Genomic DNA, 19,903 nt, shown 5'->3' with positions numbered 1-19,903 from the left:
TTTTATACCTTATATTTTTTAAATAAAATTTCAATGCCGTCGTATATTGATATTTTCGGCTGCCATCCCGGTAAAATTTTATAGCAGTTATAAGGTATCTCCATAACTTCTCTATTTCTATAGGGCCTAGCTCCCCAATGAATAGAGATTTTTTCATTTGTTATTGATTCAACTATTGATACCAATTTCTTTAATGTATGATTATTTCCGGATAACAAGGAATATGTCTCATTATAGTGGGATGGGCTATCATTAATTATTTCTAAGGCTATTTCTATACCTTGTATAACATCACGTATATAGCAGGTTTCAAATTGTTGCTCTCCTGGACTCATATCTAGTGCACGCCCAGTCACAGCACATTCAATCAATAATTGGAGCAATTTTTTTCGTGTATCTTCTTCGCCATATGTGTCATTTAGATGCAAATTAATTACACTGAAGCCTTGCGAGTCTACATACCAGTTTACAAATTCTTGAAATGCCTGCTTAGATGCAGCATATAAATTAGCATACCGATGGTCATCACCCATATAATATTGCCATGTAGTGCCAATATTTATAAGCTTTTTAACTTTTCTTTCTTTCATTGCTTCTAATAAGTGAGCACCAAAACTGATATTTGCATCAATAATTTTATGAATATCATCAGGTTTATGTTCAGCGGTATAGTATGTTGCTAGATGTAATACTATATCAATATCCTCTAAAGCCTGGCAAAGTGAATCATAGCTTCCATCATAGTATCGTGTATTTTCAATAGGTAAACTAGAGTTGCGAACCAAAGCAATAGGTTCAAATACTGATGAATGATATTTACAGAATTGGCTTCCAATAAAACCTGATGCACCGGTTACTAGTATTTTCATTTAGAATGGGCTTTTATAGTCAGCTAAGGGAGAAAAGTTATTATCTCTCTCTGAGATTATGAACTCATTATTTGGGAGTTCTAATCCGATACTTGACCAAAGTATTCCTTGATCATCTTTTGGTGAATATACAAAATCTGTTTTATACAACAAAGTTGCATTTTCACTGAGAGTTAAAAAACCATGTGCTAACCCTTTAGGTAAATATAATAATTGAGGATTCTCACTGTCTAATGTAAGGGCTATATGTTTTCCATACGTATTGGAGGTTTTTCTCAAATCAACGAAAAAATCTAAAACTTTTCCATCAGTGCAAGTTACGATTTTATTATGTGCGGAGGGAGGCTTTTGAAAATGTAACCCACGTAAGACATTTTTTTTTGAAGTAGAGTAAAACTCTTCTTTCAAATTAAAATACTCTAGAGGGCTACCAGTGAGAGTATCAATATTAAATGTTTTTACAAATCCCCCTCTCTCATCTTTGAATGAGGGGAGATTAACTAGGAAACATCCTGAGATGTTCAATTCTTTAATTTGCATAATGGTATATTAAAGCCAATTTAAAAAATTGGCTTTTTCTGATTTAAAAGTTTACACCGAAAAACTCTTCAAATTTCTCAATAACGAAATCTAAATGCTCTTTAGTTAAGCCAGGGTAGACACCGATCCAGAAAGTATTATTCATAATAATATCTGTATTGGTTAACTCGCCAACAATTCGATATTTAACATTTTCAAAGTAAGGTTGACGCGTTAAGTTACCTGCGAATAATAGGCGAGTACCAATTTTGTACTGATCCATAAATTTAAGTAAATCTACACGAGCAATTCCGCTTTCTTCTTTTATAGTTATTGGGAAACCAAACCAAGAAGGATCTGAATTTTCAGTTGCTTCTGGCAAAATGATAAACTCTTCGCAATTCACTAGCCCAGCTTTTAAATATTCAAAGTTATCTTTACGGGCTTGGACAAATGTCTCTACTGATTCCATTTGGGCTAAGCCACAAGCGGCTTGCATATCAGTAATTTTTAAATTGTAGCCTAGATGTGAGTACGTATATTTGTGGTCATAACCTTCAGGTAATGACCCTAATTTTTGGTCAAAACGTTTACCGCAGGTATTATCGCAACCTGGTGCACAATAGCAATCACGCCCCCAATCTCTAAATGACTCAATTAAAGTGCGTAGTTCTTTACTTTTGGTAAATACAGCTCCACCTTCCCCCATAGTTATATGATGGGCAGGGTAAAAACTTACTGTAGCAATATCTCCAAAAGTTCCAACCATTTGTCCATTATAGGTGGAACCTAATGCATCACAGCAATCTTCTATTAGCCAGAGATTATATTTGTCAGCGATGCGGCGCGCTTCGGTTAAATCAAATGTGTTGCCTAAGGTATGAGCAACCATGATAGCTTTTGTTTTGTCAGAGACGGCAGCTTCTATCATTTCAGATTTAATTTGATATGTTGGAATATCGACATCAACAAAAACAGGAATCAAGCCATTTTGAATTGTTGGATTAACTGTTGTCGGAAAGCCAGCAGCAACCGTAATGACTTCATCACCAGGCTTAAGTTGTCTTGAGCCGAGTTTAGGTGATGTTAATGCCGTAAGTGCGAGTAAATTAGCAGAAGAACCTGAAGTTGTAGTTAATAGGTATGGTACTCCAAGGTATTCTGCAAGTTTTTTTTCAAAAGCATCATTAAAGCGACCTGTTGTAAGCCAACCATCTAAAGAAGCCTCTACCATCAGTTGTAACTCTTTCGCACCGAGAACTTTTCCTGAAGGTGGTACTACACTTTTACCACCAATGAACTCCTTTGGAGCATATTCTAGATTTGCATATTGTTGTACAAGTTCTGCTATTTGCTTTCTTATTTGTTCTTTTGACATTATTTATTACCTGCTCTTGCAATCATGTATTCTTTAATTTCATTAATTGTATATTGATGCATATCTTCTTTGTTTAGCCATGCTTTTTGCCAATTTACAATTTTCTCTAATGTTTGCTGTAAATCCCAGACAGCTTGCCAGTCCAAGCGCATTTTAGCCTTGGAGCAATCTAATTTAAGATAGTGTGCTTCATGTGGATGTTCACCAGCACTGATGAACCATTCAGCATTATTTCCCCAAAGATTACTTAATTGATTTGCAATCCACTCAACAGACTTAGCATCTTCATCTTTAGGACCAAAATTCCAGCCCTCTGCATATTCACAACCATCGTTATAGAGGTGCTCTGCGACGGTAATATAACCTGAAAGAGGTTCTAAAACGTGTTGCCAAGGTCGAATAGAATGAGGATTGCGTATTTCAACTTTTTCATTAGATGAGAAGGCTTTTAGCATATCAGGAATCAGTCTATCTAATGCCCAATCCCCCCCACCTATAACATTTCCTGCGCGAACAGATGCTATTGCACAGCCATGCTCATGGTACTTGTTTTTATTAAAAAAGGACTGACGATAAGATGATGCTACAAGTTCTGCACAGCCCTTACTGTTACTATATGGATCATAGCCACCCATAGGCTCATTTTCACGATATCCCCAAACCCATTCTTTATTTTCATAGCACTTATCAGAAGTTATATTTACAACAGCCTTAATTCCACCCACCTGCTTTACAGCTTCAAGTAAATAAACAGTGCCCATTACATTAGTAGAATATGTTTCTATAGGTTCATCATATGAGAGGCGAACGAGTGGCTGGGCTGCCATATGGAAAACAATATCAGGCTTAAATTCATGTATTTCTTGACGCAAGTGCATGAAATCGCGAATATCACCTTCTATAGATTCCATTCTTGCCCATAGTTGCATTTCTTCAAATAAACTAGGTGTTGTTGGTGGAGCTAAAGAATACCCTTTAACGATAGCGCCCATTTCTATTAGCCAAAGAGACAGCCAAGATCCTTTAAAGCCGGTATGACCTGTTATAAATACTTTTTTATTAAGCCAAAAATTTGGATTCATAAATTACTCCCAAATTTTCCAAGGTGCTTTGCCTGATTGCCATAATTCTTCTAAGTAAATTTTGTCACGTAATGTGTCCATTGGTTGCCAAAAACCTTGGTGCTCATAGGCCATCAGTTCGCCATCTAGTGCTAATTGATTTAGAGGATATTGCTCCCAAACACAGCTATCCCCATCAATATAGTTTAACACTTGGGGAGACAATACAAAAAAGCCGCCATTGATCATCGCGCCATCGCCTTTGGGTTTTTCTTTAAAGTTATTAACTTGGCTATTTTTAATATCTAATGCACCAAATCTACCTGGAGGAAAAGTCGCTGTAAGTGTTGCTTTTTTTCCGTGCTGTTTATGAAACTCAATACTCTTGGAAATATCTATATTGGCTACGCCATCTCCATATGTGAAACAGAAAGCTTCTTCATCTTTTAGATAATCAGCTACACGTTTTAACCTTCCCCCTGTCATTGAGTTTTCGCCAGTATCAACTAAGGTGACAGTCCATGGCTCGGCTCGTTTTCGATGAACTTCCATTAGGTTATTTTTCATATCGAAAGTTACGTCTGACATATGTAGGAAGTAATTAGCAAAATACTCTTTTATGATATAACCTTTATAGCCACAGCAGATGATAAAATCATTAATACCATGAGCTGAGTATTGTTTCAGAATATGCCATAGAATGGGTCTTCCCCCAATTTCAACCATTGGCTTGGGTTTAACTGATGTTTCTTCGCTTAAACGAGTGCCAAAACCACCCGCAAGGATTACTGCTTTCATTAATATCTCCAGCTAATTAAATTATTTCGCAGGGGTGAATGCATCTGAGTGAAATGCATCAGAGGGAAGCCCGTATTGAAAAAACAGATCTTGGGCTTCTTGGATCATGTTAAGTGAGCCACAAGCATAGACTTCCATTGTGGCTAAAGAATCAAAGTCTTTTATGACGGCATTTTGTACATATCCCTGATGACCTTTCCAATCTGATTCTTTAGAAAGTACAGGGTTAAAGTGTATATGAGGAAATTTTTTTGCGTATTGTTCTATTTCCGTACAATACAATTCATTTTTATATTGCATACCCCAATATATGTATACATGCCTAGGATCATTTATTGCTAACAGTTGTTCTAAAATAGCTTTTATTGGAGCTATCCCAGTACCTGTTGCTATTAATATGAGAGGTTTAGAATTTTGCCTCACAAAGAAAGTCCCTTTGGGACCTTCTATCCGCATTAGCTGATTTTCACTAAATTGCTTGAAAATATAGTCGGACATTACACCTGTAGGTACATAGCGAATATGCAATTCTAATTCTTTAGAGTTTATATTTGAAATTGAATAGCTACGCTTTATGTTTTTATAAATTAAATCTATATATTGGCCTGGGAGATATATAAAATTACTAGTAGGAGGTAAGCGAAGTTTTAAAATAATAACATCATCTGTTGCATATTTAATGGAAGAAATTTTACAAGGTAAAGTTTGAACTTTAATATCCTTTAATTCTGGATAATAATTAACTTTAAGGGTTAAATGAGATTGTGCTTTAGACTGGCAAGTTAAAATGCTTCCATTACATACAATTTCATCATGTTCATTTTTAACTGTGCCTGAAATTATCTCAGCTTGACAAGTTCTACAATCACCAGTCTTACAGCTATATTCTATAGGAACCGCTTGACTTAAAGCATCATCCAATAAATTATTTTCACTGGTATAGGTAACACCTGCTGGTTCAATTGTTATTTGATATCGCATATAAAAGCTTATAAATGTTTAATTAAGAATTTTGTGGTTACTTTCTTTAAGGTAACTTAAACAGTAATGCTTGGTATGAATGTGGAAAGGTTGATAATGTATAAATTGCATAGCTACCGCACTGGGTTATCGGGTCCCAGAGCGCCATTGAATTTCAGAATTTAGTGTTTATTAATTGAAAATACTGCATTTTTTGCATGATTACTCAATTAATAAACACTGCTTATGATAGCCTTCCCATATAGGTTGACCCGTGCCGTAAGCACAATCAATCAAAAGCCCTTAATAATAGCACTAAAGTATCGGAGTGACTATCGGTGTGAGACGCCTAAAAATCACTACTTTGCTTGTAATCTTCTGATCACCTTTTTGAAACCATTAAGTGAGTTATTAATATATAGTTCTATCAAAAATTGTTAATTTCACATTGGGTGGCATATTGGTTTGAGTGGTATCTATACTTAGGGGCTAATCTGATAGTCAAGAAAAAGCATGTATACGGCTAGATAGTATAAAAAATAATGATAATCACAGCTGTAACTTGATGTATGTTATTAATATATAAATAGATCACGCCCGTGTGGTGTAGGAAAAAGTAATTACTCGAATAACGATATAATCAATGAAATATAATATTTATAAGAATTGTCTGAGCTATTTCTTACTTACAAGTATATGTGGTAAACGCGTATAGGCAAATATCATTAAATGTTTGAGACACTAATTTCATCACTGTTTGTGAATATGAATAAGTTAATTATCAGGCAGGTTGAGTTTGGTAGGGAATATTCGGCGAAATAAGATAGGAATATATGGCTGATATATAAAAAGGTCTTTGGCATATAAGCACCAAAGACCTTCATAATGTAAGATTAGCGTCCGTGTTCTGGCAGCCAAATCTGTAGGCGTAATCCACCTAGCGGGCTGTCGTCAGCTTTTACCCAGCCTTTATGTTGGGAAATTGCAGTTTCAACAATCGCTAAGCCAAGCCCTGTACCACCGGTTTCTCTGTCGCGAGCTTCATCGGTGCGATAGAAAGGTCGGAAGATATGCTCGCGGTCAGCAGGGCTAACACCTGGGCCATCATCGTCGACAGTAATCAAAATACCGTTATTTTCTTCTTTGAAATCAACCGCAATATGGGTGTTTGAGTAGCGCAGTGCGTTACGCACTATGTTTTCAAACGCACTGCCAATGGCGGATGGATTGCAATATAACGGCCATGAGCCAGGGTGCGACGTGACATCCAGCGTCTTGTTCATCTGCTCCGCTTCGAAGCTTGCATCATCCAGAATATCTCCCCATAACTCATCGGCTTTGATGTGTTCGCGAAGAATTTCATTTTTATGCTGGCTGCGAGAGAGAACCAGCAAGTCATTGATCATGCTATCTAAACGGTGAGTTTCTGTTTCGATGCGCTCCAGCTCTTTACTCTCACCATGGCGGCGACGTAATAATGCCGTCGCTAGCTGTAATCGTGTGAGTGGGGTGCGCAACTCGTGAGATATGTCAGAAATCAATCGCTGCTGGGCAGTGACCATGCCATCTAATGCACTGATCATCTGGTTAAAACTGTTACCCGTCGATAAGAATTCTTGTGGACCCGATTCTAGCTCTGGGTGTGGGCGCAAGTTACCTTTTGCCACATCGTCCGCCGCCATTTTTAATTTACGGGCAGGGCGAGCCAAGCTCCATGATAGCCATAATAGCAACGGTGCGCTGATTAACATTGTGGCAATCAAGAGTAAAAATGGTCTGTCAAACAAGAGGTTAATAAAGTCTGATTGCGGGCTGCTTGCAGGGCGAACTAAATAGAGTTGGTAATGATCTTCACCGTCTCGAATAGAAAATGGGCCCAAAATTTCTGCGCGTCCGTACTTTTTCTTCTTCGGATGGTCGGCATTATCTGATTGACCAATAAAGTTGCGGATCACCTGCATTTCACTCGGCATCGCACCAATCACGCGGCCTTCACTGGTCACGATAATCAGCCGTTGCCCTGGGGGCGCCCATTTTTTGATGGCGTTGGAAATCCGTCGCCACCAAAGTAGGTCGTTCATTGGAGCTTGCGCGAGTTCGGCTTCGATGTGTTGCTCAAGCATCTCCCCTTGGCGTTGCTCACTTTCCATCAGGACGGTGAGCTGCCGAGAGTCGAGCTTAGGCACCATCAGCACTAGCATTAATACTAGTGCGAGGGTAAACCAGAAAATCGCAAATATTCGAGCTGTTAAGCTGTTGATCATGTGGCAGAAACCATCAAGTAACCGCGTCCACGCAAGGTTTTAAACCAAGGTTGACCATCGGTGCGTTCTGGAAGTTTGCGGCGCAAGTTTGAAATATGCATATCAATCGCACGGTCAAATGGCGTGAGGCGCTTACCCAAAACTTCTTGGCTTAAATGCTCTCTTGAAACCACTTGCCCTAAATGCTGGGCTAATAGATAGAGCAAAGTAAACTCGGTGCCGGTTAAATCAAGGATTTCGTTATCGAAGCTGGCTTCTTGACGACCCGGATTGAGCTGTAATTTATCTACTTGTAAGGTTGGGGTGTTGCTGTTGTCCCCTTGAGTTTGCTCGCTCCAGTTTGAGCGGCGCAGTAACGCACGAATCCGCGCTACTAACTCCCTATCGTTAAATGGTTTTGGTAAATAGTCATCGGCACCGAGCTCTAAGCCCAGCACTTTATCTAATTCACTGCCACGCGCCGTTAACATAATGACTGGCGTTTGGTGAATTTGGCGTAACTCTTTTAATGTCTCAATACCGTTTTTCTTCGGCATCATGACGTCGAGTAATAATAGGTCAATGGATGAATCGATTTGCTGTAATGCTTGCTCACCGTCATAAGCGATGACAACATTGAAACCTTCCATTTCCAGCAGTTCTTTTAAAAGCGACGTGAGTTCACGGTCGTCATCAACTAATAGGATTTTATGCATTAATTAAGTCCTCCAACTGCCAAAATACGATAACAATCTTCACGTTTCCATGACTTTACGTTCTTTTACATGCTCTGACGCTAGTTTGCAGCCGACCGCGTATATTTAACTCCATTGAATCACGAGCATCGTTCGGAGACAAGGTATCTAAATGCAAAGAATAGTACACAGAACAAAACACAGTTCAGTACATAAAACAGCCGCATACGTTTTAGCTTCTGCATTTGTTTTCGGGCCAGTCGCTGCGTTTGGTGAAGCATCTGAAAGTAGTGTTAATGATGAACCATCATTAGTGCTTCAAATGCAACCGGACCAGCCACTACAAACCACACATATTGCTATTCAGTTTCAGATCCCTGAATCATTAAATAGCGACGAACGTGCCAGTGAATTTATGTTTAATGGTATCACGTTGAGTGAGAAACAGCGCCAACAGCTTCGTGACTTGATGGCTACCCAGCGCCACCGTCATGGTGAAAATGTTGCTTCAATACAAGAACGTGAGTCATTACACAAACTTATTATAGCGGATCGCTTTGATGATAAAGCTGTCCGAGCGCAACTTGAGAAACAATTGCAAAAAGAATTGGATGAACGCGTTGAGATGGCTCGCATCCATCACGAGCTTTACCAGTTACTGACGCCAGAGCAAAAGGCGCAGCTTGAGCAAATTAATCAGCATAAGTTCGCTGAATATCAAGTTATGCAGTAGAGATTCCTAGTAGTGAGTGTAGTTGAGTTTTTTAAAGCCTGTAGTTGAGTTTCTAAGCTGTATCGTTGAGTTTCGAAGTAAGTAGTGAAGTAGCAATAACTGAAGTTTTTCCTTGCCATAGACACCATCCCTGTCTTTATAGCCCCTTTTTAAGGGGCTTTTTTTTGTGTTAAATGGAACTATGTTAACTATAGTTGACAATGTGGGTGTGATAACTATAGTTAACAGATAGCGAGAAGGGAGGCTCTATGTTGACCGTACTAACGACAGATATTTTTAATAGATGAATGCATGACCTGAAAGATATTCGAGCAAAAACAAAAATACAGATAAGAATTCGGCGTTTGAAGCAAGGCAATTTTGGTGATGTTGAATCAATAGGTGATGGTTTTTCTGAATTAAAAATACATGAAGGGAAAGGATATCGCGTTTATTTAAGAAAGATTGATAATACAATCGTATTGTTAATCAGCGGTGGTGATAAATCGACGTAGCAAAAAGATATCGACAAAGCCAAACAAATTTTTCGTGAAATTGAAGGTGATCTATGAATATTAAAATAAAAGAGTATGACATTGCTGAGCACTTAACGAACGAAGAAGAAATTCAGCTGTATCTTAATGAAATATTAGAAGAAGGCGATACGGCACTCATTCTTGCGGCATTAGGCGATATTGCGAGAGCGAGAAATATGACCCAATTAGCAAAGGAAGTAGGAATGAGCCGAGAAGGGCTATATAAGGCACTATCTGGTGAAGGTAACCCTGCATTTACCACTATCTTGAAGATAGTTCATTCACTAGGACTAAAGTTGCAATTTAAGAGCGCAAGATAACCCTCTTTTTTACTCTTCTATTACTATCAGTAATATTTTTATTACTGATATGTTGTCTATACATTCACTTTCCACGTACTATCTTTATTTCCAACGATTATTCTGAACACTTGCAAAATAGATTTTCACACATCCAAAGAGGTCATATTGCGCCATGATCCAGAAACTTACTGCTCACGATTATAAAAAAATGCCTTGGAAAAATGGGCAAGGATTTACGTTAGAACTCGCAAGAAGCCACGGCGAAGGACTAGAAAATTTTGACTGGCGAGTGTCGATTGCAGACGTAAAATCCGCTGGCTCATTCTCTTTCTTCCCAAATAAACAGCGCATTATTGGCGTATTGGAAGGCTCCGGGATTGTGCTGCAGATAGATAAAAACCCATCAGTTTCTTTATTACAAAAGCAATTTTACGCCTTTAATGGTGAAAGTGATGTGTATGCCGAATTAATTAATGACGCCATCCGCGATTTTAATTTGATTTACAACCCTGAAAAGTATTCAGCTCGGCTGCAGTGGGTATCTTGTGAGTCAGCAAACTCGTGGATCAGTAATGGAAACTGTGTGCTGATTTTTAACTTACAGGGCAAGCTAGAGTTGCAGGTAGATGGGCAGCACTCAGTCTTAAATGATTTTGAAACCCTATTGGTCGAAAAATCAGGTACTCCTACGCAATATATTGCTTCTCCTGAGCGTCATGGGGACTTTTGTGTGATTGAGTTATTCGAAAGATAACGCTACAAAGCCATTTAAGTCATTTTAGAGTGATTTAACTCAGTCAAATCGCGACTATTTAGTTAGCGGATAATTCTGATAATTTCACTCTTTGGACAAAATTGTTATCAAATTCATAGATTGCTTATTTAATGGCTTTATTCTTATTGTGATTTTAAACAGAATCTTTAGGCTATATCTCCTAATCGTTATTAGAACGAGAATGGTTTATTAAAAACAGTAATATAATTTTTGTAGCAAGGAAAAAAAAGAAGATGAAAATGAAGGCGCTTGTTGCGGTCGCAGTTTCTGCGGTCATTATGACTGGCTGTAAGAGTATGGACACTGGGCTGATGACCAACTCTGGAATGCAATTATTCCAAGCTGCAACATTATCTGATGCAGATGTTAAAAAATTCAGTGATGACGCTTGTAAAGAGATGGATGCAGAAAACAAAATTGCTCCAGCTTCAAGCAAATATACTCAACGCTTAAACAAAATTGCTAAAGCACTGGGTAACGAAGTTGACGGTACTCCGGTTAACTATAAAGTTTATATGACCAAAGATGTGAACGCATGGGCAATGGCAAATGGCTGTGTACGTGTATACAGCGGTCTGATGGACATCATGAACGACAACGAAGTTGAAGGCGTTCTGGGTCACGAGATGGGTCACGTTGCTTTAGGTCATACCCGTAAAGCAATGCAAGTTGCTTATGCAGCAGTTGCAGCACGTACTGCTGCAGCGGCAACAGGTAACGATGTTGCGACTCAATTAAGCTCTTCACAGTTAGGTGAGCTGGGTCAAAAACTGGTTAACTCTCAGTTCTCTCAACATCAAGAAAGCCAAGCAGATGATTTCTCTTATGATCTGCTGAAAAAACGTGGTGTAGATACTAAAGGTTTAGTGACTGGTTTTGACAAATTAGCAAAACTGGGCAGCAAAGAAACTAGCATGTTTGATTCTCACCCACCGTCAGATGAGCGTGCACAACATATCCGTGACCGTATCGCGGCAGATAAAAAATAATTTTTATCTTGAATGATATTAATGGGGAAGCTAAGGCTTCCCCATTTTTTATCTAACATCTGAGTTTTATATATAACCTGCACTTTATCTTAATTCTGGTGGTGAAAATAAAGTCACAAATCAGAACTTATCCAGTTGTGCTCTTGTTCGACGCTGCATATCTTATTAAGCAAATACGATTAAGAATTTTTTTATCATTGTTTTATTTGTGCTCGATAAGAGAGCAAGGAAAAAAGATGGAAAAAACACAGCGAGTTTCTCTACTGGCGAAAGGAATGGGAATGCTGTTGTCCGGTACTTGTCGTTTATTAACGGGTGTCCGTACACGTTGGGTCGGATGCCAACCGGCTATTACCCCCCGCATCTACTATGCTAACCACTCAAGCCACCTCGACGGGTTGGTTATCTGGTCAGGGCTGCCTCCCTTAATGCGCCATTTTGTTCACCCTGTTGCCGCCAAAGATTATTGGGATGGCACGCCATTTCGCCGATACCTCGTCAATAAAGTGTTTCGAGCTGTATTGGTTGATAGAAAAGGGGACAAACCTGCAAAAGAGTCTGTCCTTGGGCCACTAGAAGCGGTGCTTGCTGCAAACCATTCATTAATTTTATTTCCAGAGGGAACTCGAGGAGATGGCGAGGAACTGGGTAGCTTCAAAAGCGGAATTTATCATTTAGCAAAAAAATATCCCAATGTTGAAGTCGTCCCGGTGTATTTGGAAAATTTAAATCGCGTGCTACCGAAAGGAACAAAGCTCGTGGTTCCAGTTATCTGTTCAGCAACGGTTGGGAAGCCACTATCCCCACTGGCTGAAGATGAAAATAAGGCGGATTTTTTGCAAAGAGCGAAAGTTGCACTTGAGGAGATGATGCCATGAGTCTTTGGGATCGTGAATTAGCACTGCTGTTATCCGGTGTCTTCGGTATTTTGATGGTTGCCAGCGTAATAGGCGGTATTCTGGCATACCGTTATTCAGGGGAAAAAAGTAACCCAACCATTGATAACTTAAATGCTCGTATTCGTGCTTGGTGGGTGATGTGCATCGTCTGCGTTTTGGCTGTGGTACTTGGGAATATCGGGGTCGTGATCCTGTTTGCGTTGATCTCTTTCTTTGCATTAAGGGAATTTATTACGCTAGCGCCGACACGCCGTAGCGACCATGAAGCGCTATTTTGGTGTTTTTTCGTCTTCCTTCCTCTGCAATATGTGCTGGTTGGGATTGAGTGGTATGGGATGTTCTCGATTTTTGTGCCCGTGTTTGTCTTCTTGTTTTTACCGACGCGAATCGCGTTGGCGGGGGATACTTACCACTTCCTCGAACGTACGGCGAAAATACAATGGGGTATGTTGGTCACGGTATTCTGCTTGAGCCACGTACCGGCATTATTGATGCTGAATATTGAAGGTTACCAAGGGGAAAACGTTAAGCTGCTGCTGTTCTTAATTGTGGTCACGCAAATCTCTGATGTACTGCAATATGTCTTTGGTAAGTTACTGGGCAAACACCCTATTGTACCTAAGCTTAGCCCAAATAAAACCGTCGAAGGATTTATTGGCGGAATATTAACTTCAGTGTTAATTGGTATCTGTTTGTATTGGGTGACGCCATTTAGTTGGTGGGCTGCAGGGTTAATGTCATTGGCGATTACCTTAATGGGCTTTGTCGGTGGTCTGTGTATGTCTGCAATTAAACGCGACAGCGGGATCAAAGACTTTGGTGCCATCATTGAAGGGCATGGCGGAATGTTAGATAGAATTGATTCTCTCTGTTTTGCTGCACCAATTTTCTTCCACCTAACGCGTTATTTTTATACCTAATTAGCTGTTATCCCTAGATTCTTCTATTTTTCATCAACTGCAGAAGCACCTTAGGGTGCTTTTTTTATAGGAAAATGCTCCGCATCTTGCAATGATGGGGTCGTGCTGAGATTAACATGCTATCATCGAGACTTAATTTGTACTTCGAAGTAAGATGATTGCGTTGAGTGGATTGGTTTTCGTCATTTGAGCTAAAATTATGTAATCGAGATCACAAGAAAACATAAAAGTTGGCGAGAAAACCCATGCATAATCCTTGCTTTGTCGTATTATTTCGCTTGTTGAATCAATTCAGCAAAATTATTGGCTGAGTTTTGCGGTTAATCCGTCAGTGAGTCGCAGTGAATATCAGTGCAGTGCGGTGGTTTTTTCGTAGATTTGCAATTTATGTTCATTAATCAGAGGTCATCATGGTCAAGCAGATTAAAAGAATTGGAGTGTTAACGAGCGGTGGAGATGCACCGGGTATGAACGCAGCGATCCGCGGCGTAGTACGTGCAGCTCTCGCAGAAGGTTTAGAAGTAATGGGTATTTTTGATGGGTACCTCGGCCTTTATGAAAACCGCATGAAGCAATTAGACCGTTATAGCGTTTCGGATATGATCAACCGTGGCGGTACATTCTTAGGCTCTGCTCGCTTCCCTCAATTCCGTGATGAAAAAGTCCGCGCGGTAGCGGTTGAAAACCTGAAGAAAAACCACATCGATGCATTGGTTGTTATTGGTGGTGACGGTTCTTATCTTGGTGCTAAATGCCTAACTGAATTAGGTTTCCCATGCATTGGTTTACCGGGCACAATTGATAACGACGTTGCTGGTACAGACTACACCATCGGTTATTTTACTGCGTTAGAAACTGTGGTTGAAGCGATTGACCGCTTACGTGATACATCGACTTCTCACAAACGTATCTCTATCGTTGAAGTGATGGGGCGTTATTGTGGCGATCTGACCCTCTCTGCGGCCATTGCAGGTGGCTGTGAGTTTTTAGTTCTGCCAGAACAAGAAATGCCATTTAACCGCGAAGAGTTATTGTTGGAAATCAAACGTGGGATTGAAAAAGGCAAGCGCCATGCAATTGTTGCTATCACCGAGCACGTTTGCGATGTGGATGAGTTAGCAAAATACATTGAAGCAGAAACTCATCATGAAACTCGTGCAACTGTATTAGGTCACATTCAGCGCGGTGGTTCTCCAGTGGCTTATGACCGTATTTTGGCTTCTCGCATGGGTGCATACTCAATCCAACTGCTGCTTGAAGGCTACGGCGGGCGTTGTGTAGGGATCCAAAATGAAAAATTAGTTCACCATGATATTGTTGATGCGGTCATGAACATGAAACGCGTCTTCAAGAAAGATTGGCTGGAAACAGCGAAAAAACTGTACTAATTTCTCACCTCTATTATTGCAAATCTCACCGGTATGGTTGGCCTTATACTGACCATATCGGCGAAGATTGCCCTTGTTCCCCTCGATATTCTTCTTATTTATAAGATTTACCTTTTCGGTATTTCCCGTTGCCGTGGGTATCTGTCAGCCTGATTCCGTATTCAATTAATGGAGAAAAGGATGATGGTACGTTTCTGGCAAAGTTCACGCTATCCAATAGCGGCATTTTCTTTATTGTTATTAACTGCGGGAGCATGGGCGAAAGATATCCAAATTTTAAATGTCTCTTATGACCCGACTCGCGAATTTTATCGCCAATATAATCAAGAGTTTGGTGATTATTGGAAAGCAAAAACGGGGGATACAGTGACGGTGCGCCAGTCTCATGGCGGTTCCGGCAAACAAGCTACTTCGGTGATTAATGGGTTAGAGGCAGATGTAGTGACGCTAGCTTTGGCATACGATGTGGATGCGATTGCACAAAGTGGCAAAATTAATCCAGGCTGGCTGAAAAAACTGCCCGATAACTCTGCACCCTATACTTCAACCATTGTCTTTTTAGTGCGTAAAGATAACCCGAAAAATATCCATGATTGGGATGATTTGATCCGAAAAGACGTTTCGGTTGTGACGCCTAATCCGAAAACATCGGGTGGCGCACGCTGGAATTATTTGGCTGCATGGGGATATGGATTAGAAAAAAATCATAATGATCCAGAGAAGGCAAAACAGTTTGTGAAGCAGCTTTATCAAAATGTTGAAGTGCTAGACTCTGGGGCGAGAGGGGCAACCAACAGCTTTGTAGAGCGTGGAATCGGCGATGTACTGATTGCGTGGGAAAATGAAGCGTTGTTAGCCATTAATGAGTTAGGCGCGAAGGGGGATTTTGAAATTGTTACCCCGAGTATTTCCATTTTGGCAGAACCAACCGTTGCTGTTGTCGATAAAACGGTGGATAAGCGAGATCACCGTGAAGTGGCACAAGCCTATCTAGAGTTTTTGTATTCACCTAAAGGGCAAGAAATTGCCGCAAAAAACTATTATCGTCCACGAGATGCTCAAGTAGCCAAAGAATATCAAAACCAGTTTCCACAATTGAAATTGCTCACCGTGGATGAGAATTTTGGTGGTTGGCAACAAGCGCAGAAAACGCATTTTGCTAATGGTGGGATCTTTGATGAAATCATTCGCCGCTAATCGCTAACGATTTAAAGACCAAATTAAGCTCCTAACCGTCCGCTATCATGGCGGAACGGCTAGGAATTTATGATTGCTGAATGTTTATCGCTACCAGCTATATTTCACGCCTAGCTGACCGAGATACATCGTTTGTTTATTACTGTTTCCTGATGTTTTTTCACTGCCTTTCGGGTATTTCCATTTAGTGGGTTCATAGGCAACGCCGCCCCATAATGCTAACTTCGGTGTCATTTTGTATTCCACTTGAGTTCCGATACGGTAGCCACTGCGTAGTTGCTGAGTGAGCGAGCCTCTACTGTTGTACTCATTATCATTAATGAGATAACGGAAATAAGGGGAAATGCTCCAATCTTGGTTAATAGTCACGGGTAAGCCAAGGCGAATTTGGCGTTGTAAGGATTGGGTGGTGAACTCATTATCCCACGCTTTATCACTGTAATAGCTGACTTTGGCTTTAATGCTATCGGTGAGTTTATAACTCACACCCACTTCAGATTCAAATTCGTAGCTATTGGCCTCATAGAAATTACTGTAGTAGTAAAGTGCACCCCAATAATTAAATGTCCATCGTTCATCAAGGTTAATTGAACCGGAAGGCATAACCCAATAGAGGCTGTTGGATGAGCGGGCCTTAGAGCCTGGCGTTCCATCATTAGATTCTTTGCGGTAGGTGAAATTGACATCGAGGTTGGAAATTTTATCTTTAATGAACTGTTTGGTTACACCGATTTGGGTTCGATTACGAATGTAGGAATCTCGGGAATTGGCAAAGTTTTTTCCGTGATTTCTTAAGGTTTCTCGGTGTTCGAGATCAAACGACCAAGTGGATGCCGGATTACTCAGTGATAACTTACCTATCATACTGGCTTTGTCATACACTTTGTTATTCTGTGAATCCCGCTGACCTTGATACTCTTCGAGCTCGACATACACATTGGTTTTAACGTGCCAATGATTATCACTGGATTGAGAATAACTGGCGATAGGGAAAATGATTGCTGTGCTAAGAATTGCAGTATTAAGAATTAAACTCGTTATAAACTTCATATTCATCCTTTATAGAATGCTTTAATTATTTAATGATTGAAAATCGATGGACTCACAGATTAATTATAATAAGCAAGAGTCTGTCGAACTCTTTGAAGAGTGACGCCACTATAATTAATAATGAGCCATTGATTTTTATTATGTTACTAATTTAAAGAGAGCAGAATAAAAAACATTAATAATGAAAAGTCGGCGAGCCGACGCAAGCAATCTAAATGAATTATCTTGAGGTTGTCTATGGTTAATTTTTGATGGTATAGGTATTTAAATTAGTGTGTTAGCTAACTTTTCATTACCTAGTAGATTGTGTTTGTTCGATTTTTATTTATATTTTAAATGAAATTGAAGTTTGTCTGATACTTATATTTTTTTATTTTACAGTAATTTTTTAAATGTAAAGTAATGGTTTATGTTTTTAATTAATGATTTTTTAAATTCTTTTTTTATTATTTTTATTTGATTGAATGGAAAATAAAACCGTCTATTTAACGTTAAATTAAAATAGACGGTTAAATGAAGTGATTAAATACAGAATTTAATTACTTAGCTTTTTTGGCTTCAGCTGCAGCTTTAACAATCACCGCAAAAGCGTCCGCTTTTAAGGACGCACCGCCCACTAAAGCACCATCGATATCTGGTTGAGTGAATAACTCAGCAGCGTTGCCTGCGTTAACAGAACCGCCGTATTGAATGATTACTTGCTCAGCGACAGCTGCATCTTTTTTCGCAATGTGGCTACGAATAAATTTATGTACGGCTTGTGCCTGCGCTGGAGTTGCTGATTTACCGGTTCCGATTGCCCAGATTGGCTCATAAGCGATAACAGCACCTTGGAATGCTTCTGCACCTAATGTGTTCAGGACTGCATCGATTTGGCGAGCACAAACTTCTTCTGTTTTACCAGCTTCGTTTTCAGCTTCGCTTTCACCGATACACAGAACTGGGATTAAACCTTGTTCTTTCAGTACTGCAAATTGTTTTGCAACGAACTCATCGCTTTCTTTGTGATAAGTACGGCGCTCTGAGTGACCGATGATGATGTATTTTGCACCGACATCTTTCAGCATTTCAGCAGAAATTTCGCCAGTGAATGCGCCAGACAGATTGACGTCAACGTTTTGTGCGCCTAATGCAATGCGGCTGCCAGCGATAGCGTGTTTAGCCTGAGTTAAGTACATTGCTGGTGGTGCAATTGCTACGTCACAGCCATCAACGCTGCTCAGTTCGTTACGCAGGCCAGCAATCAGTTCATTGACCATCTGGGTACTGCCGTTCAGTTTCCAGTTACCCATTACCAATGGATGTCGCATGTTATTTCCTCCAACCAAAAAGTTTGAATGATTTATCGATTAGTTTTTCATCACGCGATCAAGGTATTACGCGCAACGAGACGTTTCTGTCGCTGTTCCTGCATTATAGGAACAATGGATAATAATAGCTTTGCTTTTCATCATGCTTATTGCCAGAGCGTGATCATCATCCATTTCGCGTGTTTGTTGCTCTCAATTATTTACTGCTTTCGCTTGCTTGTTGTTCTAGCTTAATCGGTTCAACAGCAAAAGTAAGCACATTATTGTCACTTTTTACCAAAATATATCGCAATGCGCCTAATCTCGCTTCTTCTGCGCGGGTTGGGGCTTTATTGGCCATAAATTTGTTCAGCGCTGCGGTCAGCTCAGGGGCTTTATCCAAAGAAACATTAGGGTCAAATTGATGAATAATAGCGATGATATAGCGCTCAATTAATTGGCGACTTTCTTGGGCGTCAGCTTCATTGTCAGTAGGTAATAATGTGATTTGTAAGCTTTTAATTTTCTCACTACCCCGTTCGAGGACAGCAGATGAGTATATTTGTTGATTAATACGTGATGCGGCGCGAATGTAGGGTACGGATATATCTTGGCTAGCAATCACTTTGTATTCGTGAAGATACAAATCTTTATAGGTTTGATTAAATTGACTACGTAGCTCTGGGATCGTGAGATTAAAGGTTGGCGCATCGGGGGCTAAATACGCAACGCTTAAGTTGGTATCAGGTAACGTCGGTACCTTTTGGGAGAGTGCCATTTGTGGAAAATAGCACACAAAAGCGGTTATGATGATGGACATGGAACGGAATATTGGTTGAGCCATTTTTTCTGCCACTTATTCTTCAGAGATTAATATTGTATCAGGATTACAGACAATGACATTACTACAATGGGCTTTTTCCTTTAAAGGTAGAATAGGACGGCGACCATTTTGGGCAGGAGTTGCAGGCTGTTTTATTTTGATGACCCTGATCTCTCTCTTTCAAAACGCGTTTTCATTACCGGATGTTGTTGTGGTGGTGTTGTTTATTTTATTACTATATCCCCTTGCCGCAATTTTCACCAAGCGTCTTCACGATAGAGGTAAGCCGGGAGGATGGTTTGCTTTAGTCGTGTTAGCTTTTGCTCTTTTTTCCTTCGATGTCAGCCAATTGGCCGAAATTTGGCAATGGGGTATTGGGCGCTTTCTTCCATTGCTGATTACGATGATGATGCTGATTGATTGTGGCGTTTTTGTAGGAATGGAAGGTGAAAATCCGTATGGAGAAAAGACAGATAAGGTCGATTATCTGTCTTAGCAGT

General features: G+C 39.9%; 21 protein-coding genes. 10 read left to right on the top strand and 11 right to left on the bottom strand.

Translation table 11 applies throughout. The features are described 5' to 3' along the window. Window positions 1-2: 2 nt before the first annotated feature. The 8 genes from M5X66_RS17570 to cpxR form a co-directional block, all read right to left on the bottom strand. Window positions 3-869: an NAD-dependent epimerase/dehydratase family protein gene (locus M5X66_RS17570; RefSeq protein WP_270103761.1), complete on the bottom strand. Its 867-nt coding sequence runs from the start codon at window positions 867-869 to the stop codon at window positions 3-5. Next, window positions 870-1,409, bottom strand: a complete 540-nt coding sequence (locus tag M5X66_RS17565; protein WP_270103760.1) for a dTDP-4-dehydrorhamnose 3,5-epimerase family protein — start codon at window positions 1,407-1,409, stop codon at window positions 870-872. Window positions 1,410-1,452: 43 nt separating this feature from the next. Next, entirely contained in the window at window positions 1,453-2,766 is a 1,314-nt protein-coding gene (rfbH, locus tag M5X66_RS17560; protein WP_270103759.1) for a lipopolysaccharide biosynthesis protein RfbH, read from the bottom strand. Beyond that, window positions 2,766-3,848 (bottom strand): CDP-glucose 4,6-dehydratase, encoded by a 1,083-nt coding sequence (gene rfbG / locus M5X66_RS17555; protein WP_270103758.1) that lies wholly within the window; start codon window positions 3,846-3,848, stop codon window positions 2,766-2,768. Before rfbG ends, rfbH begins: the two co-directional genes overlap by 1 nt. Before the next feature lie 3 nt (window positions 3,849-3,851). Continuing rightward, window positions 3,852-4,625 carry a glucose-1-phosphate cytidylyltransferase gene (gene rfbF / locus M5X66_RS17550; protein WP_270103757.1) on the bottom strand — a complete coding sequence of 258 codons (774 nt, stop codon included), beginning with the start codon at window positions 4,623-4,625 and terminating at the stop codon, window positions 3,852-3,854. Between the two features lie 21 nt (window positions 4,626-4,646). Further along, entirely contained in the window at window positions 4,647-5,606 is a 960-nt protein-coding gene (locus tag M5X66_RS17545; RefSeq protein WP_270103756.1) for an FAD-binding oxidoreductase, read from the bottom strand. Between the two features lie 872 nt (window positions 5,607-6,478). Next, window positions 6,479-7,849 (bottom strand): envelope stress sensor histidine kinase CpxA, encoded by a 1,371-nt coding sequence (gene cpxA / locus M5X66_RS17540; protein ID WP_036950809.1) that lies wholly within the window; start codon window positions 7,847-7,849, stop codon window positions 6,479-6,481. Continuing rightward, window positions 7,846-8,544: an envelope stress response regulator transcription factor CpxR gene (gene cpxR / locus M5X66_RS17535; RefSeq protein WP_006660535.1), complete on the bottom strand. Its 699-nt coding sequence runs from the start codon at window positions 8,542-8,544 to the stop codon at window positions 7,846-7,848. The genes cpxA and cpxR overlap by 4 nt, the downstream gene beginning before the upstream one ends. Window positions 8,545-8,695: 151 nt before the next feature. Here cpxR and M5X66_RS17530 point away from each other — a divergent pair, with 151 nt between their 5' ends. The 9 genes from M5X66_RS17530 (at window position 8,696) to M5X66_RS17490 (ending at window position 16,241) form a co-directional block, all read left to right on the top strand. After that, window positions 8,696-9,256: a Spy/CpxP family protein refolding chaperone gene (locus M5X66_RS17530; protein ID WP_036950811.1), complete on the top strand. Its 561-nt coding sequence runs from the start codon at window positions 8,696-8,698 to the stop codon at window positions 9,254-9,256. A gap of 287 nt (window positions 9,257-9,543) precedes the next feature. Next, window positions 9,544-9,750: a type II toxin-antitoxin system RelE/ParE family toxin gene (locus M5X66_RS17525; RefSeq protein WP_270103755.1), complete on the top strand. Its 207-nt coding sequence runs from the start codon at window positions 9,544-9,546 to the stop codon at window positions 9,748-9,750. A gap of 53 nt (window positions 9,751-9,803) precedes the next feature. After that, window positions 9,804-10,091 carry an addiction module antidote protein gene (locus M5X66_RS17520; protein ID WP_108479168.1) on the top strand — a complete coding sequence of 96 codons (288 nt, stop codon included), beginning with the start codon at window positions 9,804-9,806 and terminating at the stop codon, window positions 10,089-10,091. Between the two features lie 154 nt (window positions 10,092-10,245). Next, window positions 10,246-10,827: a HutD/Ves family protein gene (locus tag M5X66_RS17515; protein WP_036950818.1), complete on the top strand. Its 582-nt coding sequence runs from the start codon at window positions 10,246-10,248 to the stop codon at window positions 10,825-10,827. 254 nt (window positions 10,828-11,081) lie between these two features. Beyond that, the gene (locus tag M5X66_RS17510; protein WP_036950820.1) at window positions 11,082-11,837 is read left to right on the top strand and encodes a M48 family metallopeptidase; all 756 of its coding nucleotides are present in this window, start codon (window positions 11,082-11,084) and stop codon (window positions 11,835-11,837) included. Window positions 11,838-12,073: 236 nt separating this feature from the next. Then, window positions 12,074-12,715 carry a lysophospholipid acyltransferase family protein gene (locus tag M5X66_RS17505; RefSeq protein ID WP_036950823.1) on the top strand — a complete coding sequence of 214 codons (642 nt, stop codon included), beginning with the start codon at window positions 12,074-12,076 and terminating at the stop codon, window positions 12,713-12,715. After that, complete coding sequence (locus tag M5X66_RS17500; protein WP_036950825.1) at window positions 12,712-13,656, top strand: phosphatidate cytidylyltransferase; 945 nt, start codon at window positions 12,712-12,714, stop codon at window positions 13,654-13,656. Before M5X66_RS17505 ends, M5X66_RS17500 begins: the two co-directional genes overlap by 4 nt. 410 nt (window positions 13,657-14,066) lie before the next feature. Next, window positions 14,067-15,044 (top strand): 6-phosphofructokinase, encoded by a 978-nt coding sequence (pfkA, locus tag M5X66_RS17495; RefSeq protein WP_036950827.1) that lies wholly within the window; start codon window positions 14,067-14,069, stop codon window positions 15,042-15,044. A gap of 183 nt (window positions 15,045-15,227) precedes the next feature. Further along, complete coding sequence (locus M5X66_RS17490) at window positions 15,228-16,241, top strand: sulfate ABC transporter substrate-binding protein (protein ID WP_051422603.1); 1,014 nt, start codon at window positions 15,228-15,230, stop codon at window positions 16,239-16,241. 90 nt (window positions 16,242-16,331) lie between these two features. On the opposite strand, the gene M5X66_RS17485 is transcribed toward M5X66_RS17490, so the two are convergent. The 3 genes from M5X66_RS17485 to M5X66_RS17475 all read right to left on the bottom strand — a co-directional run bounded on the left by M5X66_RS17485 (window position 16,332) and on the right by M5X66_RS17475 (window position 19,424). Next, window positions 16,332-17,297 (bottom strand): OmpG family monomeric porin, encoded by a 966-nt coding sequence (locus M5X66_RS17485; protein WP_036950830.1) that lies wholly within the window; start codon window positions 17,295-17,297, stop codon window positions 16,332-16,334. A 533-nt stretch (window positions 17,298-17,830) separates the two neighbouring features. Continuing rightward, entirely contained in the window at window positions 17,831-18,601 is a 771-nt protein-coding gene (gene tpiA, locus M5X66_RS17480; RefSeq protein ID WP_036950832.1) for a triose-phosphate isomerase, read from the bottom strand. A gap of 196 nt (window positions 18,602-18,797) precedes the next feature. Next, entirely contained in the window at window positions 18,798-19,424 is a 627-nt protein-coding gene (locus M5X66_RS17475; RefSeq protein WP_036950834.1) for a DUF1454 family protein, read from the bottom strand. Window positions 19,425-19,476: 52 nt separating this feature from the next. Here M5X66_RS17475 and M5X66_RS17470 point away from each other — a divergent pair, with 52 nt between their 5' ends. Next, entirely contained in the window at window positions 19,477-19,899 is a 423-nt protein-coding gene (locus M5X66_RS17470; protein WP_036950836.1) for a DUF805 domain-containing protein, read from the top strand. Window positions 19,900-19,903 lie beyond the last annotated feature (4 nt).

It is taken from the genome of Providencia sp. PROV188 (assembly GCF_027595165.1).
Taxonomy (GTDB): Bacteria; Pseudomonadota; Gammaproteobacteria; order Enterobacterales; family Enterobacteriaceae; genus Providencia; species Providencia lanzhouensis.
The sequence above is the reverse complement of the archived record's forward strand: the minus strand, read 5'-3'. Positions and strand labels throughout refer to the sequence as shown.